We start from the raw sequence: 19,094 nt of genomic DNA, 5'->3' as shown, positions 1-19,094 counted from the left end.
ATGAAGACCTCCAAACCTAACTTAGCCAAGATAATATTTTTTGATTTGATCTCCGTGGGTAAAGTCCCATTGGTGCTGCTTATCTGTATCTTCGCGAGCGCGATGGGGGTCGTTCTCACGACACACATGTCACGTCAGGCAATCACGCAAAAAGACATGGCATTGAGTGAGCGTGAACAGCTTGATAATGAATGGCGAAATTTAATGCTTGAAGAGACGGCTCTGGCTGAACATAGCCGCGTTCAAGCATCGGCAAAACGAGAGCTAGACATGAAACGTCCAGACTCCGACAAAGAAGTTGTGATCACACTGAAATGACCGGAAAAAAGGAAAAAGCCCCCGCGAAAGCCGTTAAGAAACCAACGAAAGAGCGAGTGAAGAGCGAAAAGGACTCGGATCCAATTCTGATTAAATGGCGTTTCAACGTCGTTATTGCTTTCGTGTTTCTTGCCTTTGCTGCGCTGGTTGGTCGTGTGGCTTACATCCAAATTATTGAACCAGATAACTTAATTCGTCAGGGCGACCTTCGCTCAGTCCGTGTTAAGGCCATTCCTTCTGCTCGCGGTATTATTTCAGACCGCAATGGCGAGCCGCTTGCTGTGAGTGTTCCAGTTGAAGCGGTATGGGCCGATCCTAAAACGATTTTCGATAAAAACGGCATGGCCCAAATTGAGCGTTGGTACGCGTTAGCCGATGTACTTGGCTTAGATCGACAATCGATGATCAACAAGATCTCCAGCGACAAATCTCGTCGTTTTATCTACCTACAAAGACAAGTTAGCCCAGCAATGGCGAAATACATCCGCGACTTAAAGCTGGTGGGTATTGGTCTTAAAGCAGAATCACGTCGTTATTACCCAGCCGGTGAAGTCAGCGCGCATCTTATTGGTGTGACCGGAATTGATGGACACGGCCTAGAAGGTGTCGAGCGCAGCTACGATAAGTGGCTCACGGGTGAAGCAGGTAAACGTACAATCCGTAAAGACCGTTACGGGCGAGTAGTTGAAAACATTGCACTAGAAGAGCGTGAAGAAGGTAAACCACTCGAATTGACCATCGATCAGCGCTTACAAGCCATCGCTTATCGAGCGATTAAACAGGCGGTAGCCGATCACAAGGCGACGTCTGGATCTGCCATCTTATTAGACGTAAAAACGGGTGCGGTTTTGGCCATGGTTAACGCACCGTCTTACAACCCAAACAATCGTGCTGATTTACAAAGCTTTAAGATGCGTAACCGCGTGATCACCGATGCTTTTGAGCCAGGTTCGACGGTTAAGCCGTTTGTTGTTCTTGCCGCTCTCGAAAATGGTACCGCGGATGCTGATACTGTAATTGATACGGGTAACGGCATCATGCAAATCGGTGGTAGCCGTGTACGTGATACTTCCAAAGTTGGTAAGGCAGACTTGGCGTTAATCCTTAAGAAGTCGAGTAACATAGGTGTGGCGAAGTTAGCACTGGATATGCCACTTGAAGCGCTACTGGGCATGTACAGTTCTGTTGGTCTTGGCGAGATGTCTGGGCTGAATCTAGTCGGTGAGACCGCGGGTATTTTCCCGAACCGTCGACGCTGGTCTAAGTTTGAAATCGCTACCTTATCCTTTGGTTATGGTCTAGCGATTACTCCGCTGCAATTGGCTCATGCCTATGCGACGTTAGCGAATCACGGTGTTTACGAACCTATCCATATCGTTAAAAGCAACGACCAAGATTTCTCAAAACAGATCATCAAGCGCGAAAATGCTGAGTTGGTTTTGAACATGCTAGAAGGCGTAACCCAAAAGGGCGGTACAGCGACAAGAGCTGCCGTGCCGGGTTACCGAGTAGCAGCAAAAACAGGTACATCTAGAAAAGCGATTTCCGGTGGTTATGGAGACGAGTACTTCGCCTATACCGCAGGTGTTGCTCCAGTGAGTGACCCAAGAGTCTCTTTGGTTGTGATGATCAATGAACCTCAAGGTGACCTCTACTATGGTGGCTCGGTCGCAGCCCCTGTTTTTTCTGAAATCATGAAGGGCGCACTGCAAATTCTGAATGTCCCTGCTGATGAAAACAAGTTTCAAGAATAGAGCCAATCAGGATTCAATATGAGTAATAGCCTCACGCTGTCATCTTTACTTTCTCCTTGGGGTGACTTTAGTTCACCTGAGCTGGATGCGATTGCCGTTGAACAGTTGGAGTTGGATAGTCGTGCCATCAAAGACGGCGATATTTTTGTTGCTGTAGTTGGGCATGCTGTTGATGGCCGTCGTTTCATTGACAAAGCGGTCTCACAGGGAGCCAATGCCGTTATCGCACAAGCTGATGCTGAAAAGGCCCATGGTCTGATTGAGTGGTTGGATGCTGTTCCGGTTGTTTACATTAAAGACCTTAACTTGGTGTTATCTGAGTTGGCCGGTCGTGTTTACTCGTCTCAGGCGACTAAGCTGATTGGTGTTACCGGCACCAATGGCAAAACCACTATCACCCAATTGATTGCTCAGTGGCTAGATTTAGTCGGCCAACGCTCTGCGGTAATGGGCACCACGGGTAACGGTTTTCTAGACAACCTTAAAACGGCGGCGAATACGACCGGTAGTGCGATTGAAATACAACGTACGCTGAGTGAGTTGGCTGAAGAAAACGCTGTTTATACCGCGATGGAAATCTCGTCTCATGGTTTGGTTCAAGGCCGAGTTAAGGCATTGGATTTTGAGGCTGGTGTATTTACTAACTTGAGCCGTGACCACTTGGATTACCACGGCACGATGCAAGAGTACGCTCTGGCTAAGAAGAGCTTGTTTACTCAGCATAAGTGTAAGCACGCTGTGATTAATGTTGATGATGAAGTCGGTAAAGCTTGGATGGCTGATCTGTCCAATGCAGTAGCTGTGTCATTGCTTCCGTTATCGGGCTACCAGCAGTCAGTATGGGCATCGGATGTTGCTTATGCAGAGACGGGTATCAAACTCGCTTTTGATGGTAGCTGGGGGCAGGGACAACTGTCTGTTCCTTTAATTGGCCAGTTCAACGCATCAAATGTATTGGTTGCTTTCGCGACCCTACTTGTACTAGGCATCGACAAGCAAACCTTGATCGACACAGCACCTCAATTGCAACCTGTGATTGGCCGTATGGAATTGTTCCAAGTACCAAACAAAGCGAAAGTGGTTGTCGACTACGCGCATACACCTGACGCATTAGAGAAAGCATTGGCAGCACTACGTGTACATTGCTCTGGAAAGCTATGGGCAATCTTTGGCTGCGGTGGTGATCGAGATACAGGCAAGCGCCCTATGATGGCGGTTACCGCAGAGCAGTTCGCCGATAACATTATTATTTCAGATGACAACCCTCGCAGTGAAGACCCGGCATTGATTGTTAAAGACATGCTGGCAGGTTTAAGTGAGCCTGAAGTCGCCTTTGTTGAACACGATCGCTTTCAGGCGGTTAAGTTTGCTCTAGAGCAGGCGGGTAATAACGACATTATTCTTCTGGCAGGTAAAGGCCATGAGGATTACCAAGTATTGAAAGACAAAACGATCCACTATTCGGATCGAGAGTCAGCACTACAACTTTTAGGTATTTCATAATGATTGATGTATCACTCGAGCAGATCTGCTCAGCGGTGTACGGTCAGCTGATAGAGGCTGGCAAATCGAGCAATAGTTTGATCAATGCGGTTTCTACCGATACTCGCACCGTTGAAGAAGGTGCACTGTTTGTTGCTCTTGTAGGTGAACGTTTTGATGCGCATGATTTTTGTGGTCAGGCTGTTGAGGCCAATGCGAGTGCGTTATTAGTTCAACGAAAACTTGACCTAAATATTACTCAAGTTGTTGTTGAAGACACTAAACTTGCTTTAGGTCAGCTAAGTGCTTGGATCCACAAACAATGTAACGTGCCAACCATGGCGATAACAGGAAGCTGTGGCAAAACGACCGTCAAAGAGATGGTCGCGAGTATTCTACAACAACGTGGCAAAGTGCTGTTTACAGCGGGTAACTTCAATAATGATATTGGAGTACCACTAACCTTGCTGCGCAGTGAACCCAATGACGACTATGCCGTGATAGAACTGGGCGCGAACCACATTGGTGAAATTGCCTATACCACGCAGCTTGTGAAACCACAGGTGGCCTTAGTGAATAACGTTGCTGCCGCGCATCTAGAGGGCTTTGGCTCAATTGATGGTGTTAAACAAGCGAAAGGCGAAATTTTTCAGGGGCTTGCTGCTGGTGATACTGCTATTGTTAACCTAGAGAGCAATGGTGGTGACTTCTGGAAAGATGTGCTTGCAGACAAAAACGTACTGACCTTTTCTGAAAGTGATGACACGGCGGATTACTTTTCGACGAATATTCGCATCAACGAGCAGGGTGAAGCTTGCTTTGATATGCAGACCCCGCAAGGCGCTATCGATGTCGAACTTGGCATTATTGGTCAGCACAATGTAGCCAACGCATTAGCCGCAGCAGCACTGAGCATTCAATTCGGTGCCACGCTTGCAGAAATTAAAAGCGGTTTAGCGAATCTTATCTCAGTTAAAGGCCGAGTTGAGGTTCAACAATTAAGTCAGAATATCAAGCTGATAGATGACAGTTACAACGCCAGTGTACCGGCAATGAAGGCTGCAGCTAAATTGTTGTCGAGCTTCAAAGGTCAGCGTTGGTTGATTTTAGGCAATATGGCTGAGTTAGGCGATGAAAGCCTTGCACTTCACCGTCAAGTCGGTGAATATGCTGCCCCATTCGCTTTTGAGCATGTACTCACTTACGGTGATGATACCAAGGTGATTAGTGAAGTGTGTAACGGCACTCACTTTGCAACGCATGAAGCGATGATCGCGCACATAGAGCAGCACTTGAGCTTGCCAGAAAACGCGCCACATACCTTGTTGGTAAAAGGCGCCAATAGTGCAGGAATGAGTAAAATAGCCGCTGCTTTAAAGGAGAACTTTTCATGATAATTTGGCTTGCAGAGCTACTACAGCCACACTTTTCTTTTTTCCGTTTGTTCGAATACTTATCGTTTCGTGCAATCGCGAGCATTTTGACGGCTTTATGTCTGTCGCTGTGGATGGGACCTCGTTTAATTGAGCGTCTGCAAATGCTGCAAATTGGCCAAGTTGTTCGTAACGACGGCCCAGAGTCTCACTTTAGTAAGCGTGGCACACCAACTATGGGTGGTGTGATGATCCTTGCTGCGATCATTATTACAGTCTTGCTTTGGGCTGACTTATCAAACCCTTACGTTTGGGCCGTACTTGTCGTGCTAGGCGGTTACGGTGCAGTTGGTTTTGTTGATGATTATCGTAAAGTCGTTCGTAAGAACACTGATGGCTTGATTGCGCGTTGGAAGTACTTCTGGCAATCGGCTATTGCATTGGTTGTGGCGTTTGCTCTGTATGCTCATGGGCAAGACACTGCTGCGACACAATTAGTGGTGCCTTTCTTTAAAGATGTGATGCCACAACTTGGCCTGCTGTACATCGTGCTGACTTACTTTGTTATTGTGGGTACCAGTAACGCGGTAAACCTAACTGATGGCCTAGATGGCTTGGCGATTATGCCAACGGTTATGGTTGCTGCGGGTTTTGCTGTTATCGCTTGGGCGACAGGTAACGTTAACTTTGCAGCATACCTACACATTCCATACATCCCATACACCTCTGAACTGGTGGTGGTATGTACTGCTATCGTTGGTGCAGGCCTTGGCTTCCTATGGTTTAACACTTACCCAGCACAAGTATTCATGGGCGATGTTGGCTCTCTAGCACTGGGTGGTGCGTTAGGTGTGATTGCGGTACTCGTTCGTCAAGAGTTGGTACTAGTGATCATGGGTGGTGTGTTTGTAATGGAGACTCTGTCAGTGATTCTGCAGGTGGGCTCTTACAAATTGCGTGGTCAGCGTATTTTCCGCATGGCACCGATTCACCACCACTATGAACTTAAAGGTTGGCCAGAGCCGCGTGTTATCGTGCGTTTTTGGATAATCTCAATGGTATTAGTACTGGTTGGCCTAGCCACACTGAAAGTTCGTTAATCCTGTATGAGCCTCTGAATAGGGGCTCTTTAAAACTATTAAGAGCATCTTGTTTAAATGGAACGTTGGCAAAATATTCAAAATGTAGTGGTTGTGGGGCTCGGTATTACCGGGCTCTCTGTCGTTAAACATCTCGTAAAATATCAGCCCCATACTTGCGTAAAGGTAATTGATACGCGAGAGCTACCACCAGGAAAGGAATCTTTGCCTGAGTCGGTTGAGCTGCATTCTGGAAGCTGGAATAGCCAATGGCTAGCTGAGGCTGATCTGGTGGTTGCTAACCCAGGCATTGCTTTAGCGACACCTGAAATTCAAGATGTGCTTCAAGCGGGTACGCCTGTCGTTGGCGACATCGAGCTGTTTGGTTGGGCTGTAGATAAGCCTGTTGTGGCGATTACTGGTTCAAACGGTAAGAGTACCGTGACTGATCTGACTGGTGTGCTTGCTAAGGCTGCTGGGCTTAATGTTGGCGTTGGCGGCAATATTGGCATTCCTGCCCTAGACCTTCTAGAACTTGATGCGGATTTATATGTCCTTGAACTTTCAAGTTTTCAGTTAGAAACTACATCGAATTTAAAACTTGCCGCTGCGGCATTCTTAAATCTGTCTGAAGATCATATGGATCGCTATCAAGGCATGGCTGATTACCGTGAGGCCAAGTTAAGAATCTTTAATAACGCGCAGTGTGCGACTGTTAATCGTGAAGACAAAGAGACTTACCCTGACCAGACAATGCCATTGTTGACTTTTGGCCTAGATAACCAAGAGTTTGGTGTATCAACGATTGATAGTACTGAGTGGTTGGTCGATCACGGTAAACCTGTCCTTGCTACCCAAGATTTAACATTGGTTGGACGTCACAATGTGGCGAATGCGTTAGTCTCACTTGCACTATTGAAGCAAGTTGGTATCGACTACAGCAAAAGTCTTGATGCTTTGAAGGCCTATAACGGTTTGACGCATCGTTGCCAAGTCGTGGCTGACAAGCGCGAAATCAAATGGGTTAATGACTCCAAAGCAACGAATGTAGCCAGCACATTGGCAGCCCTGTCTGGGTTGGAGTATCAAGGTACGTTATATCTTTTGGTTGGCGGCGTTGGTAAAGGTGCTGACTTTAGTGAGCTTGAACCCGTATTGGCGCAACTTGAGCGTGTTCAGCTGTGTTGTTTCGGTGAAGATGCAGATCAATTCATGCCTCTGCACCCATCGGCACAAAAGTTCGATACCATGCAGCAGATAATCGAATCTATCTCGCCACAGCTGGTGGCTGGAGATATGGTGATGCTGTCTCCGGCGTGCGCAAGCTTCGATCAATTTAATAATTTCATGGCAAGAGGTGATGCGTTCACTGAGCTTGCTCATGAGTATGCTTAACGTGTTGAAGGACTAACATTCAGTGCAAAGAGTCAAAGAGATTAATCAATCCATCTGGCAGTGGCTAAACCGTGCTACTCCCGAGGCGCTTTACGATCGTCAATTGGTGTGGATTGCTCTTGGGCTAATGCTGACAGGTTTGGTGATGGTGACGTCTGCTTCGTTCCCCATCAGTGCTCGTTTAACCGATCAGCCGTTTCACTTTATGTTCCGTCATGCCATCTTCCTTGTATTGGCGTTAGGTGTCTCTAGCGTCATATTGCAAATCCCGATGCAACGCTGGTTTCAATACAGTATGTATCTACTGGGCTTGTCCTTCTTCTTGCTGATTGTGGTATTAGCCGTCGGTAAGTCGGTTAACGGCGCATCGCGTTGGATCCCATTAGGGCTATTTAACTTACAACCCGCTGAAGTCGCCAAGTTATCGCTGTTTATCTTTATGGCGGGCTACTTGGTTCGGAAGCAAGATGAAGTGAGAAAAACCTTCTTCGGTGGTTTTGGTAAACCGATCATGGTATTCGGCGCTTTTGCCGTGCTGCTGCTAGGCCAGCCCGATTTAGGTACTGTGGTCGTAATGCTAGTGACCCTGTTCGGCATGCTATTCATTGCTGGTGCCAAGCTTTCACAGTTTATCGCCTTGATGGTGGCAGGTATTGCCGCGGTCGTCGGTTTGATTGTTATAGAACCTTATCGTGTTCGACGTGTTACCTCATTCTGGGAACCTTGGAACGACCCGTTCGGCAGTGGTTACCAGTTAACTCAGTCATTGATGGCGTTTGGCCGTGGTGATTGGATGGGGCAAGGGCTTGGTAACTCGATTCAAAAACTCGAATACTTACCAGAAGCGCATACCGATTTTGTATTTGCTGTGTTGGCTGAAGAGCTTGGCTTTGTCGGTGTTACCTTAGTATTAATGTTGATCTTCAGCTTGGTGTTAAAAGCCATTCTGATAGGTAAAAAAGCCTTTGAACACGATCAAGTGTTCAGCGGCTATCTGGCTTTTGGTATTGGTATTTGGTTTGCGTTTCAGACGCTTGTTAACGTAGGTGCTGCATCTGGCATCGTTCCGACCAAAGGTCTAACCCTACCGCTAATCAGTTATGGTGGTTCGAGTTTAATTGTTATGTCTGTGGCGGTATCAATGCTGCTGCGCATTGACCACGAATGCCGAATGCAACAAAAAGAACAAGCTGATAGTCAAAACGAATTAGTAGAATAAGAATCTAACGTGATGAAACAAAACAAAAAACTTTTAGTGATGGCTGGTGGTACTGGCGGTCACGTTTTCCCAGGGTTAGCAGTAGCGAAAAAGCTTCAGCAACAAGGTTGGGAAATTCGCTGGTTAGGCACAGCAGACAGAATGGAAGCGGATTTAGTGCCAAAGCATGGCATTGAAATCGACTTCATCAAAGTGAAAGGCCTGCGTGGTCAAGGCATTAGCAAGTTAATTAAAGCGCCGTTCCAGATTATTAATGCCATACTTCAAGCAAGGCAACACATCAAAGCATGGCAGCCTGATGTGGTACTTGGTATGGGTGGCTACGTGAGTGGCCCGGGTGGTATCGCGGCATGGTTGTCTGGCATTCCAGTGGTTCTCCATGAACAAAATGCAGTGGCAGGTTTAACCAACCAATGGCTGTCTAAGATTGCTAAAAAGGTTTTCCAAGCTTTCCCTGGTGCTTTCCCTACCGCAGAAGTGGTGGGTAACCCAGTACGCGAAGATGTGGTTGCCTTAGCTGAACCCGAGCAACGCATGGCTGAGCGTGATGGTGACATCCGCATCTTGGTTATGGGCGGCAGTCAGGGCGCAAAAATCCTAAACGATACCTTGCCAGTAACGATGGCGCAGCTTGGTGAAGGCTTCACTGTGATGCACCAAGCGGGTAAGAACAATCAACAACAAGTTATTGAGCAATACAAATCACATTCTGTTGGTAATGTTCAAGTGACTGAATTTATTGATGATGTGGCGCAAGCTTATGAGTGGGCAGATCTATTAGTGTGTCGCTCAGGTGCATTAACCGTATCAGAAGTGTCTGCGGCAGGTGTCGGTTCTATCTTCGTTCCGTTTATGCACAAAGACAGACAACAAGCGTTGAATGCCGACCATTTAGTTGAATGTGGCGCAGCGTTAATGATTGAACAGCCTCAACTAACGGCTGATAAGCTAGCGAACACTATCGCGCAGCTTGATAGAAATGAATTAAAAATGATGGCAACAAAAGCTCGTCAAGCCGCCAAGCTTGATGCTGATGTGACCGTCGCTGAAGCGATTAAAGCTTTAGCAAAATAATGAGATTGAATTGATGACGATTGAACATACCCAAGACTTAGCGCAAATCCGTGCAATGGTGCCAGAGATGCGCCGTGTTAAATCTATCCACTTCATTGGTATTGGTGGTGCCGGAATGAGCGGGATTGCTGAAGTCTTGCTAAATGAAGGCTACCAGATCACGGGTTCTGATATTGCTCAAAACCCAGTGACTGATCGTTTAGTTAGCAAGGGTGCGACCGTTTATATCGGTCACCAAGCGAGTAACGTTGCCGACGCAAGTGTGGTGGTTGTTTCAACCGCTATCAACGAAGAAAACCCAGAAATTATTGCAGCTCGTGAAGCGCGCACACCGATCGTTCGTCGTGCAGAAATGCTGGCTGAGCTGATGCGTTTTCGTCACGGTATTGCTGTGGCAGGTACGCACGGTAAAACAACCACGACTGCGCTAGTGACACAGATTTACTCGGAAGCCGGCCTAGATCCAACCTTCGTAAACGGTGGTTTGGTTAAAAGTGCTGGCACTAACGCACGTTTAGGTTCAAGCCGTATTCTTATCGCTGAAGCCGATGAGAGTGATGCTTCATTTTTACATCTGCAACCTATGGTTAGTATCGTAACTAACATTGAAGCGGATCATATGGATACCTACGGCGGCGATTTCGAAACGCTAAAGCAGACATTTATCGATTTCCTACACAACCTGCCGTTCTACGGCCAGGCTGTGATGTGTGTAGATGATCCTGTTGTACGTGAACTTATCCCTCAGGTGAGCCGCCAAGTGATTACTTACGGCTTCTCTGAAGACGCAGATATTCGTATTGAAAACTACGTACAAGAAGGTCAACAAGGCAAGTTTACGGTTGTACGTGAAGGTAAAGCTAACTTAGATATCACGTTGAACATTCCAGGTCGCCACAACGCATTGAATGCATCGGCTGCGATTGCTGTTGCAACAGAAGATGACATCAGCGATGAAGCGATTCTCAAAGCGATGGCGGGAACGGAAGGCACGGGTCGCCGTTTCGATCACCTAGGTGAGTATGAAACAGGTAAAGGCGTTGCAATGCTGGTCGATGATTACGGTCATCACCCAACCGAAGTTGATGTGACGATTCAAGCTGCTCGTAGTGGCTGGACTGATAAACGTCTTGTTATGATCTTCCAACCGCACCGTTATAGCCGTACTCGCGATCTGTATGATGATTTCGCGAACGTTCTTGAGCAGGTTGATGTCCTAATTCTGTTAGATGTTTATTCTGCAGGTGAGAAACCTATTGCAGGGGCTGACGGACGTTCATTAAGTCGAACTATTCGTGGGCGTGGTAAGATAGACCCAATCTTTGTTGCCGATATCAACGCACTGCCATCGGCTTTAGCCAACGTAATTCAAGGCGGTGACCTTGTTTTAACGCAGGGTGCAGGCGATGTTGGTCGAGTAGCGAAGCAGTTGGAATCGTTACAGTTAGACATTAATAAAATGCAGAACGCGTAACAGAATACTGTCTACAGACTGTGGTCAATCGCTCACTTCTTGCGATTGACCTAAAATTGACCAAAAATCTTATTATCAACGTTTGATAGTTTGATTTTGCTCAGTATAATTCATAGGTTAAAGTAAGTGCTTTTACCTCTATTACGAAGATAGGGAATAGAATTGCGAACCAACGACAGGGAATGCGGGCTTTGGTAGAAAGTACTTTTAGCGAAAACCGCCACCTATTCAGTTTACCGTCGCTCAAGAAACACGCCTTAGGCGGGTCTTTTTTTGTCATGGTATTGCTATTCATTGGGTTTCTTTTCTATACCACACTAACTTGGATGTGGGACGATCAGCGATTGCCTCTCTCCAAAATAGTACTTCAAGGCGACTTAACTTACGTAACCGCTGGTGATGTTCAACATGCCTTTAGCGAGCTAGAGCACATTGGAACCTTCATGTCGCAAGACATCGGTGTGTTGCAAGACAGTTTAGAAGCGTTACCTTGGGTTTCAGTGGTCTCCATTCGTAAGCAGTGGCCAGACACAATAAAAGTATTTTTGACTGAGTACCATGCGGCAGCAATCTGGAACGGTAACATGCTGCTGAATGACGATGGTCAGGTGTTTAATGGTGATATCGGCCTGTTGAAGGGCGATAGAGTTAAGCTTTACGGCCCAGACGGCACCAGCCAAGAAGTGATAGAAAAGTGGCGACAGATAACCCCTTTGATTAACAGTCTAGGGTTAACCGTTACCTCTCTCGTTCTCAATGAGCGTCGCGCTTGGCAAATAATCCTAGATAACGGTATCCGTTTAGAACTAGGTAAAGATTCTTTAGATGAGCGTGTTGAACGCTTCATTTCGCTTTACAACGAACTTGGTAGTAAAGCGAATCAAGTGAGCTACATCGACCTCAGGTATGATACGGGAGCCGCTGTAGGCTGGTTTCCAGAGCAAGAGTTAGAAGAGAGCACAGATGACTAAGACCGCAGATGACAACATAATCGTTGGTCTTGATATAGGCACTGCGACCATATCAGCTCTGGTTGGTGAAATATTGCCTGATGGTCAAATCAATATCATTGGTTCTGGGCAAAGCCCATCCAGAGGTATGGATAAAGGTGGTGTAAACGACCTAGAGTCGGTAGTTAAGTCGGTTCAGCGAGCTATTGATCAAGCAGAGTTGATGGCGGAATGCCAAATCAGCAATGTATTTATCTCGCTATCGGGTAAACATATCGCAAGCCGAATTGAAAAAGGCATGGGCACTATCTCTGATGAAGAGGTGTCTCAAGACGATATGGATCGAGCGATCCATACCGCGAAATCAATTAAAATAGGTGATGAGCAGAGAATTCTGCACGTGATCCCACAAGAATTTACCATTGATTATCAAGAAGGGATTAAGAACCCACTTGGCTTATCTGGTGTTCGAATGGAAGTCAGTGTTCACCTAATTTCTTGCCATAGCGACATGGCGAGAAACATTATTAAAGCTGTTGAACGATGTGGTCTCACAGTAGAACAAATCGTGTTTTCAGGACTTGCCTCAAGCAATGCGGTAATTACTGAAGACGAGAGAGAGCTTGGAGTATGTGTTGTCGATATCGGTGCGGGTACAATGGATATTTCCATTTGGACTGGCGGCGCACTTCGACACACAGAAGTCTTTTCCTACGCAGGAAATGCAGTAACCAGTGATATTGCCTTCGCTTTCGGCACGCCAGTGAGCGATGCTGAAGAGATAAAAGTAAACCATGGTTGCGCTCTGAGTGAACTCGTAAGCAAGGATGACTCTGTTAACGTCCCAAGTGTTGGTGGTCGCCCATCGAGAAGTTTGCAACGACAAACTTTGTCGGAAGTGATTGAACCACGTTACACTGAACTTATGGGTCTCGTTAACCAAACTATTGATACGGTTCAATTACAGCTACGAGATGAAGGTATTAAACACCACCTTGCAGCTGGCGTCGTTCTCACTGGTGGAGCGGCACAAATTGACGGATTGGTAGAGTGTGCGGAACGTGTTTTCCGCAATCAAGTTCGAGTTGGTAAGCCGTTAGAAGTTAGTGGCTTAACTGACTATGTTAAAGAGCCGTATCATTCTACGGCGGTTGGTTTACTTCATTACGCAAGAGATTGTCAGATCAGTGATGAAGGTGATTACAGCGAACCTAAGCGTTCAGCACCTTCTATGTCTGGTTTATTTGGCAAATTGCGTAATTGGATACAAAAAGAGTTTTAACCTGAGTTGCAGGAAAAAACGGAGATAACACATGTTTGAACCGATGATGGAAATGTCTGACGATGCAGTAATTAAAGTCGTTGGAGTTGGTGGCGGTGGCGGTAACGCTGTTGAGCACATGGTACGTGAATCAATCGAAGGCGTAGAATTCATCAGTGTTAACACTGATGCACAAGCACTTCGTAAAACAAGCGTGAGCAGCGTGATCCAAATTGGTGGTGATATCACTAAAGGTTTGGGCGCTGGTGCAAACCCACAAGTAGGCCGTGATGCAGCTCTCGAAGATCGAGAAAGAATTAAAGAAGTTCTAACTGGCGCCGATATGGTATTTATCGCAGCTGGTATGGGCGGTGGGACTGGTACAGGTGCTGCTCCAGTTATTGCTGAAGTTGCGAAAGAGTTGGGTGTGCTGACGGTTGCTGTTGTAACTAAGCCATTTAGCTTTGAAGGCAAAAAGCGTTTAGCGTTTGCTGAGCAAGGTATTGAAGAGCTTTCTAAACATGTGGATTCATTAATTACGATTCCAAATGAAAAGCTACTTAAAGTACTTGGCCGCGGCGTAACACTGCTTGAAGCTTTCGCAAGTGCAAATGATGTACTTAAAAACGCTGTACAAGGTATCGCTGAGCTAATTACTCGCCCTGGTATGATTAACGTCGATTTCGCGGATGTTCGCACCGTAATGTCTGAGATGGGTCATGCAATGATGGGTAGCGGTATCGCAAAAGGTGAAGACCGTGCTGAAGAAGCTGCTGAAACAGCAATTTCTAGCCCACTACTAGAAGATATCGACCTAGCTGGCGCGCGTGGCGTTCTTGTGAACATCACTGCAGGCCTAGATATGCGTCTAGATGAGTTCGAAACAGTAGGTAATACAGTTAAGGCATTCGCATCTGATAATGCAACAGTTGTGATTGGTACTTCTCTAGACCCTGATATGACAGATGAAATCCGCGTAACTGTTGTTGCAACAGGTATCGGCACAGAGAAAAAACCAGACATTACATTAGTTGCTGGTGGTAAAGCTAAGGTTGCACCAACTCCTCAACCACAGGTAGCGGCTCAAACTGCACCAAAAGTGGAAGAGAAAGTGGCACAACCATTGCAAGAAAAAACTGAGGTTAAACCTCAAGTTAAGCCGCAACCAACAACGTCACCTGTTTCTTCAGGTACAGGCGCTAGCCAAAGTGCAGCACCTAAGGCTGAGAAAGAGAGTGGATACTTAGATATTCCAGCATTCTTACGACGTCAGGCTGATTAACAAATACCCAAAATTTGACTATCGTCGAATTAATGGTAAAATTCGCGGTCGGTAAATACTGACCGTGATTTGTAGCACTGATAACGAGGCAAGCAGATGATCAGACAACGTACTCTGAAAGAAATTGTGAAAACAACTGGTGTGGGTCTCCACTCTGGTCGTAAAGTCACACTTACTCTTCGCCCGGCAGCTGCAAATACAGGTATTGTTTATCGTCGTACAGATGTAAATCCACCTGTAGATTTCCCAGCTGATCCAGCGTCAGTTCGTGACACTATGCTATGTACAGCTCTTGTTAATGACGAAGGCGTACGTATCTCTACAGTGGAACACCTTAACGCAGCTTTAGCGGGTATGGGCATCGACAACATTATTGTTGAAGTAGATGCTCCTGAAATCCCAATTATGGATGGTAGCGCAAGCCCATTCGTATACTTGCTACAGCAAGCGGGTGTAGAAACACTGAATGCAGCGAAGCGTTTTATTCGTATCAAAAAGCCTATCCGTTTTGAAGATGGCGATAAGTGGGCAGAGTTTGTTCCATTTAACGGCTTCCGTATGGACTTTGAGATCGACTTTAACCACCCAGCAATTGAATCTGATGAGCAACGTTTGTTGTTTGATTTCTCTTCACAAGGTTTTGTGAAAGAAATCTCTCGCGCTCGTACTTTCGGCTTCATGCGCGACATTGAGTATCTACAATCTCAAAACCTAGTACTTGGTGGTAGCTTTGATAATGCTATCGTACTTGACGAATACCGAATTCTTAATGAAGAGGGTCTACGTTTTGACAATGAGTTCGTAACTCATAAAGTACTAGATGCGATTGGTGACTTGTACATGTGTGGACACGCTATTATTGGTGAGTTTCGTGCATACAAATCAGGTCACGGCCTAAACAACCAACTACTACGTGCAGTACTTGCTGACGCAGAAGCTTGGGAATGGGCAACATTCGAAGAAGAAGTAGGCTCTCCTGTTGCATTTGCTGAACCAGGAATGGTTCTAGCGTAATTGTTGTTTACAGCAATATAAGATTTCGAAAACCAGGTCATTGACCTGGTTTTTTTGTATCTATTTTCCAGATACAGTGTCGTCAACATCCGAAAGTTGTCTCCCAATGAGCTGCAGTCTGGCTAATCCATCAGCAATTAGAAAGAAAAGTTCCAAGCACATCAAACAAATGGGGTTATAAATGGTTGTTGGTGTGAAAATTACTTACACTAAAGGGCATTAATTTTAACTCAAGCCTTGAAAACTCTACTCTCAAGTACAATATCAAAGATACTAGATTTATCTCAGTATCCTTGGTTAGTAACTGAAGACTAGTTCATAGCTAGTAGAGACACTGACGGCATTTAAAATAGATCGCGGACGATCTGAGAACGAAGAGATTCCAAGCACATGATTACTAAGCTGCTGACAAAGGTAATTGGCAGTCGCAATGACAGAACACTGCGCCGCCTTAGAAAAATTGTAAAAGAAATTAATAACTACGAACCAACGTTTGAAGCTCTTTCAGACGAAGAGCTAAAAGCAAAAACGGTTGAGTTTCGTGAGCGCTTAGATAAAGGTGAATCGCTAGACCAACTTCTACCTGAAGCATTTGCTACGGTACGTGAAGCGTCTAAGCGTGTTTACGGCATGCGTCACTTTGACGTGCAAATGATTGGTGGCATGGTTCTAAATGCTGGCCAAATTGCAGAAATGCGTACTGGTGAAGGTAAGACTCTTACAGCAACCCTACCAGCTTATCTTAACGCCCTACCTAGCAAAGGTGTTCACGTAGTAACGGTGAACGACTACCTAGCGAAGCGTGATGCGGAAACAAACCGCCCATTATTTGAATTCCTTGGTATGACTGTTGGCGTAAACGTGCCAAACATGGCTCCACCAGAGAAGAAAGAAGCGTACCAAGCGGATATCCTATACGGAACAAACAACGAGTTTGGCTTCGATTACCTACGTGACAACATGGCTTTCCGTGCTGAAGATCGTGTTCAACGTGAGCGCTTCTTTGCTGTTGTCGATGAGGTTGACTCAATCTTAATCGATGAAGCTCGTACTCCACTTATTATCTCTGGCCCAGCTGAAGATAGTTCAGATCTTTACACGCGTATTAACACGTTGATCCCTAACCTTGAGCGCCAAGATAAAGAAGATTCTGAAGAGTACCGTGGTGAAGGTCACTACACCATGGACGAGAAATCGAAACAGGTTCACCTGACTGAAAACGGTCAAGAATTTGTAGAAGAGCTAATGGTCAAAAACGGCCTGATGGAAGAGGGTGACACGCTTTACTCTCCAACTAATATCAGCCTATTGCACCATGTTAATGCAGCGCTGCGTGCACACGTACTGTTTGAGAAAGACGTCGACTACATCGTTACTGAAGAAGGCGAAGTGGTTATCGTTGATGAACATACTGGTCGTACTATGCCAGGTCGTCGTTGGTCTGAAGGTTTACACCAAGCTGTTGAAGCTAAAGAAGGTGTGAAGATTCAGAATGAAAACCAGACGCTAGCATCGATTACATTCCAGAACTTCTTCCGTCTATACGAAAAACTGTCAGGTATGACAGGTACAGCCGATACAGAAGCTTTCGAATTTCAGTCTATCTACGGCCTAGAAACAGTGGTTATCCCAACCAACAAGCCTATGGTTCGTAACGATATGCCAGATGTGGTTTATCGTACCGAAGAAGACAAGTTCAATGCGATCATTGAAGACATCAAAGACCGTGTAGCTGCTGGTCAGCCATCATTGGTTGGTACGGTTTCTATCGAGAAGTCTGAACTACTGTCTAACGCACTGAAAAAAGCAAAAATTAAGCACAGCGTTCTAAATGCTAAATTCCACGAAATGGAAGCAGAGATCGTTGCACAAGCTGGTATGCCGAGTGCGGTAACTATCGCAACTAACATGGCTGGTCGTGGTACCGATATCGTATTAGGTGGTAGCTGGCAGGCACAAGTTGAGAAGCTAGAGAATCCAACCAAAGAGCAGATCGAGAAGATCAAAGCTGACTGGAGAGTAATCCACGATAAAGTGCTTGAGTCAGGTGGTCTGCACATCATTGGTACTGAGCGTCATGAATCTCGCCGTATCGACAACCAGCTACGTGGTCGTTCTGGTCGTCAAGGTGATGCGGGTTCTTCTCGTTTCTACCTATCAATGGAAGATTCTCTGCTACGTATCTTCACATCGGATCGTATGGCTGGTCTTATCCAAAGTGGTATGGACGAAGGCGAAGCGATCGAATCTAAGATGCTTTCTCGCTCAATTGAAAAAGCACAACGTAAAGTTGAAGGTCGTAACTTCGATATTCGTAAGCAGCTTCTTGAGTACGATGATGTAGCCAATGACCAACGTAAAGTGGTTTATGAGCTTCGTGATGAACTGATGAGCTCTGACGATATCAGCGAGATGATCGAACACAACCGTGAAGATGTATTGGCATCAGTGATTGATGAATACATCGCACCTCAGTCTCTTGAAGATATGTGGGATATCGCGGGTCTGCAAGATCGTCTGAAGAATGACTTCGATCTAGACTTTGATATTCAAGGTTGGTTAGACGAAGACGACAAGCTTTATGAAGAAGCATTGCGTGAGCGTATTCTTGCTATGGCGGTTGATTCGTACAAACAGAAAGAAGAAGTGGTTGGTGCTCAAGTACTGCGTAACTTCGAGAAATCTGTGATGCTACAAACGCTAGACGGCCTTTGGAAAGAGCACTTGGCTGCGATGGATCACCTTCGTCAAGGTATCCACTTACGTGGTTATGCTCAGAAGAACCCGAAACAAGAGTACAAGCGCGAGTCGTTTGAACTGTTTGAAGGCCTACTAGATGTACTGAAAACAGACGTTGTTACCATCCTTTCTAAAGTGCGCGTTCAGCAACAAGAAGAAGTTGAAAAGATGGAAGCTCAACGTCAAGCTCAAGCTGAAGAAGCGGCGCGTCGTGCACAAGCGCAACATGCAACAGCTGAAAACCAGCTAGCTGACGATGAAGCTGAAGCGGCATCTCCACAAACGGTAGTGCGTGACGAGCGTAAAGTTGGCCGTAACGAGCCATGCCCATGTGGTAGCGGTAAGAAGTACAAGCAGTGTCACGGTAAAATCGCGTAAGTTTAATGAATCGTTGCTGTAGCGCATGATAGCTGCGTTGGTGGTACTCACTTACAGTCGTAAGCTCCGTGCCACCGCCTTGCTCTCATACACTACAACTTAGCTTCATAAAACTGACAAATAGAATATAAAGAGTCGCTTAGGCGGCTCTTTTTGTATGTAAATTTCATGGCTTACTTTGTTACGCAAGGAAGTTGTCATTCCCTATAGCGAGGAGCGAGCGTAGTAGGGAATCTTGTTTAGTTAGGCTCGCGTAGTTTTAGATCCCCAACTCAGTCGTTCCTCTTTCTTGAGGATGACGT

Annotated in this window: 14 protein-coding genes; all 14 read left to right on the top strand. The window is 46.0% G+C overall.

Annotated elements, in window-relative coordinates; all coding sequences use genetic code 11:
* The 14 genes from ftsL to secA all read left to right on the top strand — a co-directional run bounded on the left by ftsL (position 1) and on the right by secA (position 18,792).
* Positions 1 to 318, top strand: coding sequence for a cell division protein FtsL (ftsL, locus tag AB4138_RS00340; protein ID WP_017062901.1), 318 nt, complete (start codon positions 1 to 3; stop codon positions 316 to 318).
* Entirely contained in the window at positions 315 to 2,072 is a 1,758-nt protein-coding gene (locus tag AB4138_RS00335) for a penicillin-binding transpeptidase domain-containing protein (protein ID WP_136982232.1), read from the top strand. The genes ftsL and AB4138_RS00335 overlap by 4 nt, the downstream gene beginning before the upstream one ends.
* An 18-nt stretch (positions 2,073 to 2,090) precedes the next feature.
* Entirely contained in the window at positions 2,091 to 3,575 is a 1,485-nt protein-coding gene (murE, locus tag AB4138_RS00330; protein ID WP_017059282.1) for a UDP-N-acetylmuramoyl-L-alanyl-D-glutamate--2,6-diaminopimelate ligase, read from the top strand.
* Complete coding sequence (gene murF / locus AB4138_RS00325) at positions 3,575 to 4,948, top strand: UDP-N-acetylmuramoyl-tripeptide--D-alanyl-D-alanine ligase (protein ID WP_017070828.1); 1,374 nt, start codon at positions 3,575 to 3,577, stop codon at positions 4,946 to 4,948. The genes murE and murF overlap by 1 nt, the downstream gene beginning before the upstream one ends.
* Complete coding sequence (gene mraY, locus AB4138_RS00320; protein ID WP_017059284.1) at positions 4,945 to 6,027, top strand: phospho-N-acetylmuramoyl-pentapeptide-transferase; 1,083 nt, start codon at positions 4,945 to 4,947, stop codon at positions 6,025 to 6,027. The genes murF and mraY overlap by 4 nt, the downstream gene beginning before the upstream one ends.
* Positions 6,028 to 6,084: 57 nt before the next feature.
* On the top strand, positions 6,085 to 7,401 hold the full coding sequence (murD, locus tag AB4138_RS00315) for a UDP-N-acetylmuramoyl-L-alanine--D-glutamate ligase (protein WP_065584710.1): 1,317 nt from the start codon (positions 6,085 to 6,087) through the stop codon (positions 7,399 to 7,401).
* A 22-nt stretch (positions 7,402 to 7,423) separates the two neighbouring features.
* Entirely contained in the window at positions 7,424 to 8,620 is a 1,197-nt protein-coding gene (ftsW, locus tag AB4138_RS00310; RefSeq protein WP_065584711.1) for a cell division protein FtsW, read from the top strand.
* 12 nt (positions 8,621 to 8,632) lie between these two features.
* Positions 8,633 to 9,694 (top strand): undecaprenyldiphospho-muramoylpentapeptide beta-N-acetylglucosaminyltransferase, encoded by a 1,062-nt coding sequence (murG, locus tag AB4138_RS00305; protein WP_017062898.1) that lies wholly within the window; start codon positions 8,633 to 8,635, stop codon positions 9,692 to 9,694.
* Positions 9,695 to 9,707: 13 nt separating this feature from the next.
* Positions 9,708 to 11,168: a UDP-N-acetylmuramate--L-alanine ligase gene (gene murC, locus AB4138_RS00300; RefSeq protein WP_017059288.1), complete on the top strand. Its 1,461-nt coding sequence runs from the start codon at positions 9,708 to 9,710 to the stop codon at positions 11,166 to 11,168.
* Positions 11,169 to 11,446: 278 nt separating this feature from the next.
* Positions 11,447 to 12,139 (top strand): cell division protein FtsQ/DivIB, encoded by a 693-nt coding sequence (locus tag AB4138_RS00295; protein ID WP_017059290.1) that lies wholly within the window; start codon positions 11,447 to 11,449, stop codon positions 12,137 to 12,139.
* Positions 12,132 to 13,400: a cell division protein FtsA gene (ftsA, locus tag AB4138_RS00290; protein WP_010434747.1), complete on the top strand. Its 1,269-nt coding sequence runs from the start codon at positions 12,132 to 12,134 to the stop codon at positions 13,398 to 13,400. Before AB4138_RS00295 ends, ftsA begins: the two co-directional genes overlap by 8 nt.
* A 31-nt stretch (positions 13,401 to 13,431) precedes the next feature.
* Entirely contained in the window at positions 13,432 to 14,661 is a 1,230-nt protein-coding gene (gene ftsZ / locus AB4138_RS00285; protein WP_017059291.1) for a cell division protein FtsZ, read from the top strand.
* Positions 14,662 to 14,757: 96 nt separating this feature from the next.
* A complete protein-coding gene (gene lpxC / locus AB4138_RS00280) occupies positions 14,758 to 15,675 on the top strand; it encodes a UDP-3-O-acyl-N-acetylglucosamine deacetylase (RefSeq protein ID WP_010434751.1) in 918 nt (305 codons plus the stop codon).
* A gap of 390 nt (positions 15,676 to 16,065) precedes the next feature.
* Positions 16,066 to 18,792: a preprotein translocase subunit SecA gene (gene secA, locus AB4138_RS00275; RefSeq protein WP_017066234.1), complete on the top strand. Its 2,727-nt coding sequence runs from the start codon at positions 16,066 to 16,068 to the stop codon at positions 18,790 to 18,792.
* Positions 18,793 to 19,094 lie beyond the last annotated feature (302 nt).

It is taken from the genome of Vibrio sp. 10N.286.52.C3 (genome assembly GCF_041468865.1).
GTDB lineage: Bacteria > Pseudomonadota > Gammaproteobacteria > Enterobacterales > Vibrionaceae > Vibrio > Vibrio crassostreae_C.
Note: the sequence above shows the minus strand (reverse complement) of the source record. Positions and strands in the feature narration are given on the sequence as shown.

What these genes read in the sequence shown, in the direction of transcription:
- AB4138_RS00295 (WP_017059290.1), top strand. Translation starts at nt 11,447, where the DNA reads ATGGTATTGCTATTCATTGGGTTTCTTTTCTATACCACACTAACTTGG.
- murF (WP_017070828.1), top strand. Translation starts at nt 3,575, where the DNA reads ATGATTGATGTATCACTCGAGCAGATCTGCTCAGCGGTGTACGGTCAG.
- murC (WP_017059288.1), top strand. Translation starts at nt 9,708, where the DNA reads ATGACGATTGAACATACCCAAGACTTAGCGCAAATCCGTGCAATGGTG.
- ftsL (WP_017062901.1), top strand. Translation starts at nt 1, where the DNA reads ATGAAGACCTCCAAACCTAACTTAGCCAAGATAATATTTTTTGATTTG.
- murE (WP_017059282.1), top strand. Translation starts at nt 2,091, where the DNA reads ATGAGTAATAGCCTCACGCTGTCATCTTTACTTTCTCCTTGGGGTGAC.
- AB4138_RS00335 (WP_136982232.1), top strand. Translation starts at nt 315, where the DNA reads ATGACCGGAAAAAAGGAAAAAGCCCCCGCGAAAGCCGTTAAGAAACCA.
- murD (WP_065584710.1), top strand. Translation starts at nt 6,085, where the DNA reads ATGGAACGTTGGCAAAATATTCAAAATGTAGTGGTTGTGGGGCTCGGT.
- murG (WP_017062898.1), top strand. Translation starts at nt 8,633, where the DNA reads ATGAAACAAAACAAAAAACTTTTAGTGATGGCTGGTGGTACTGGCGGT.
- ftsA (WP_010434747.1), top strand. Translation starts at nt 12,132, where the DNA reads ATGACTAAGACCGCAGATGACAACATAATCGTTGGTCTTGATATAGGC.
- mraY (WP_017059284.1), top strand. Translation starts at nt 4,945, where the DNA reads ATGATAATTTGGCTTGCAGAGCTACTACAGCCACACTTTTCTTTTTTC.
- ftsZ (WP_017059291.1), top strand. Translation starts at nt 13,432, where the DNA reads ATGTTTGAACCGATGATGGAAATGTCTGACGATGCAGTAATTAAAGTC.
- lpxC (WP_010434751.1), top strand. Translation starts at nt 14,758, where the DNA reads ATGATCAGACAACGTACTCTGAAAGAAATTGTGAAAACAACTGGTGTG.
- secA (WP_017066234.1), top strand. Translation starts at nt 16,066, where the DNA reads ATGATTACTAAGCTGCTGACAAAGGTAATTGGCAGTCGCAATGACAGA.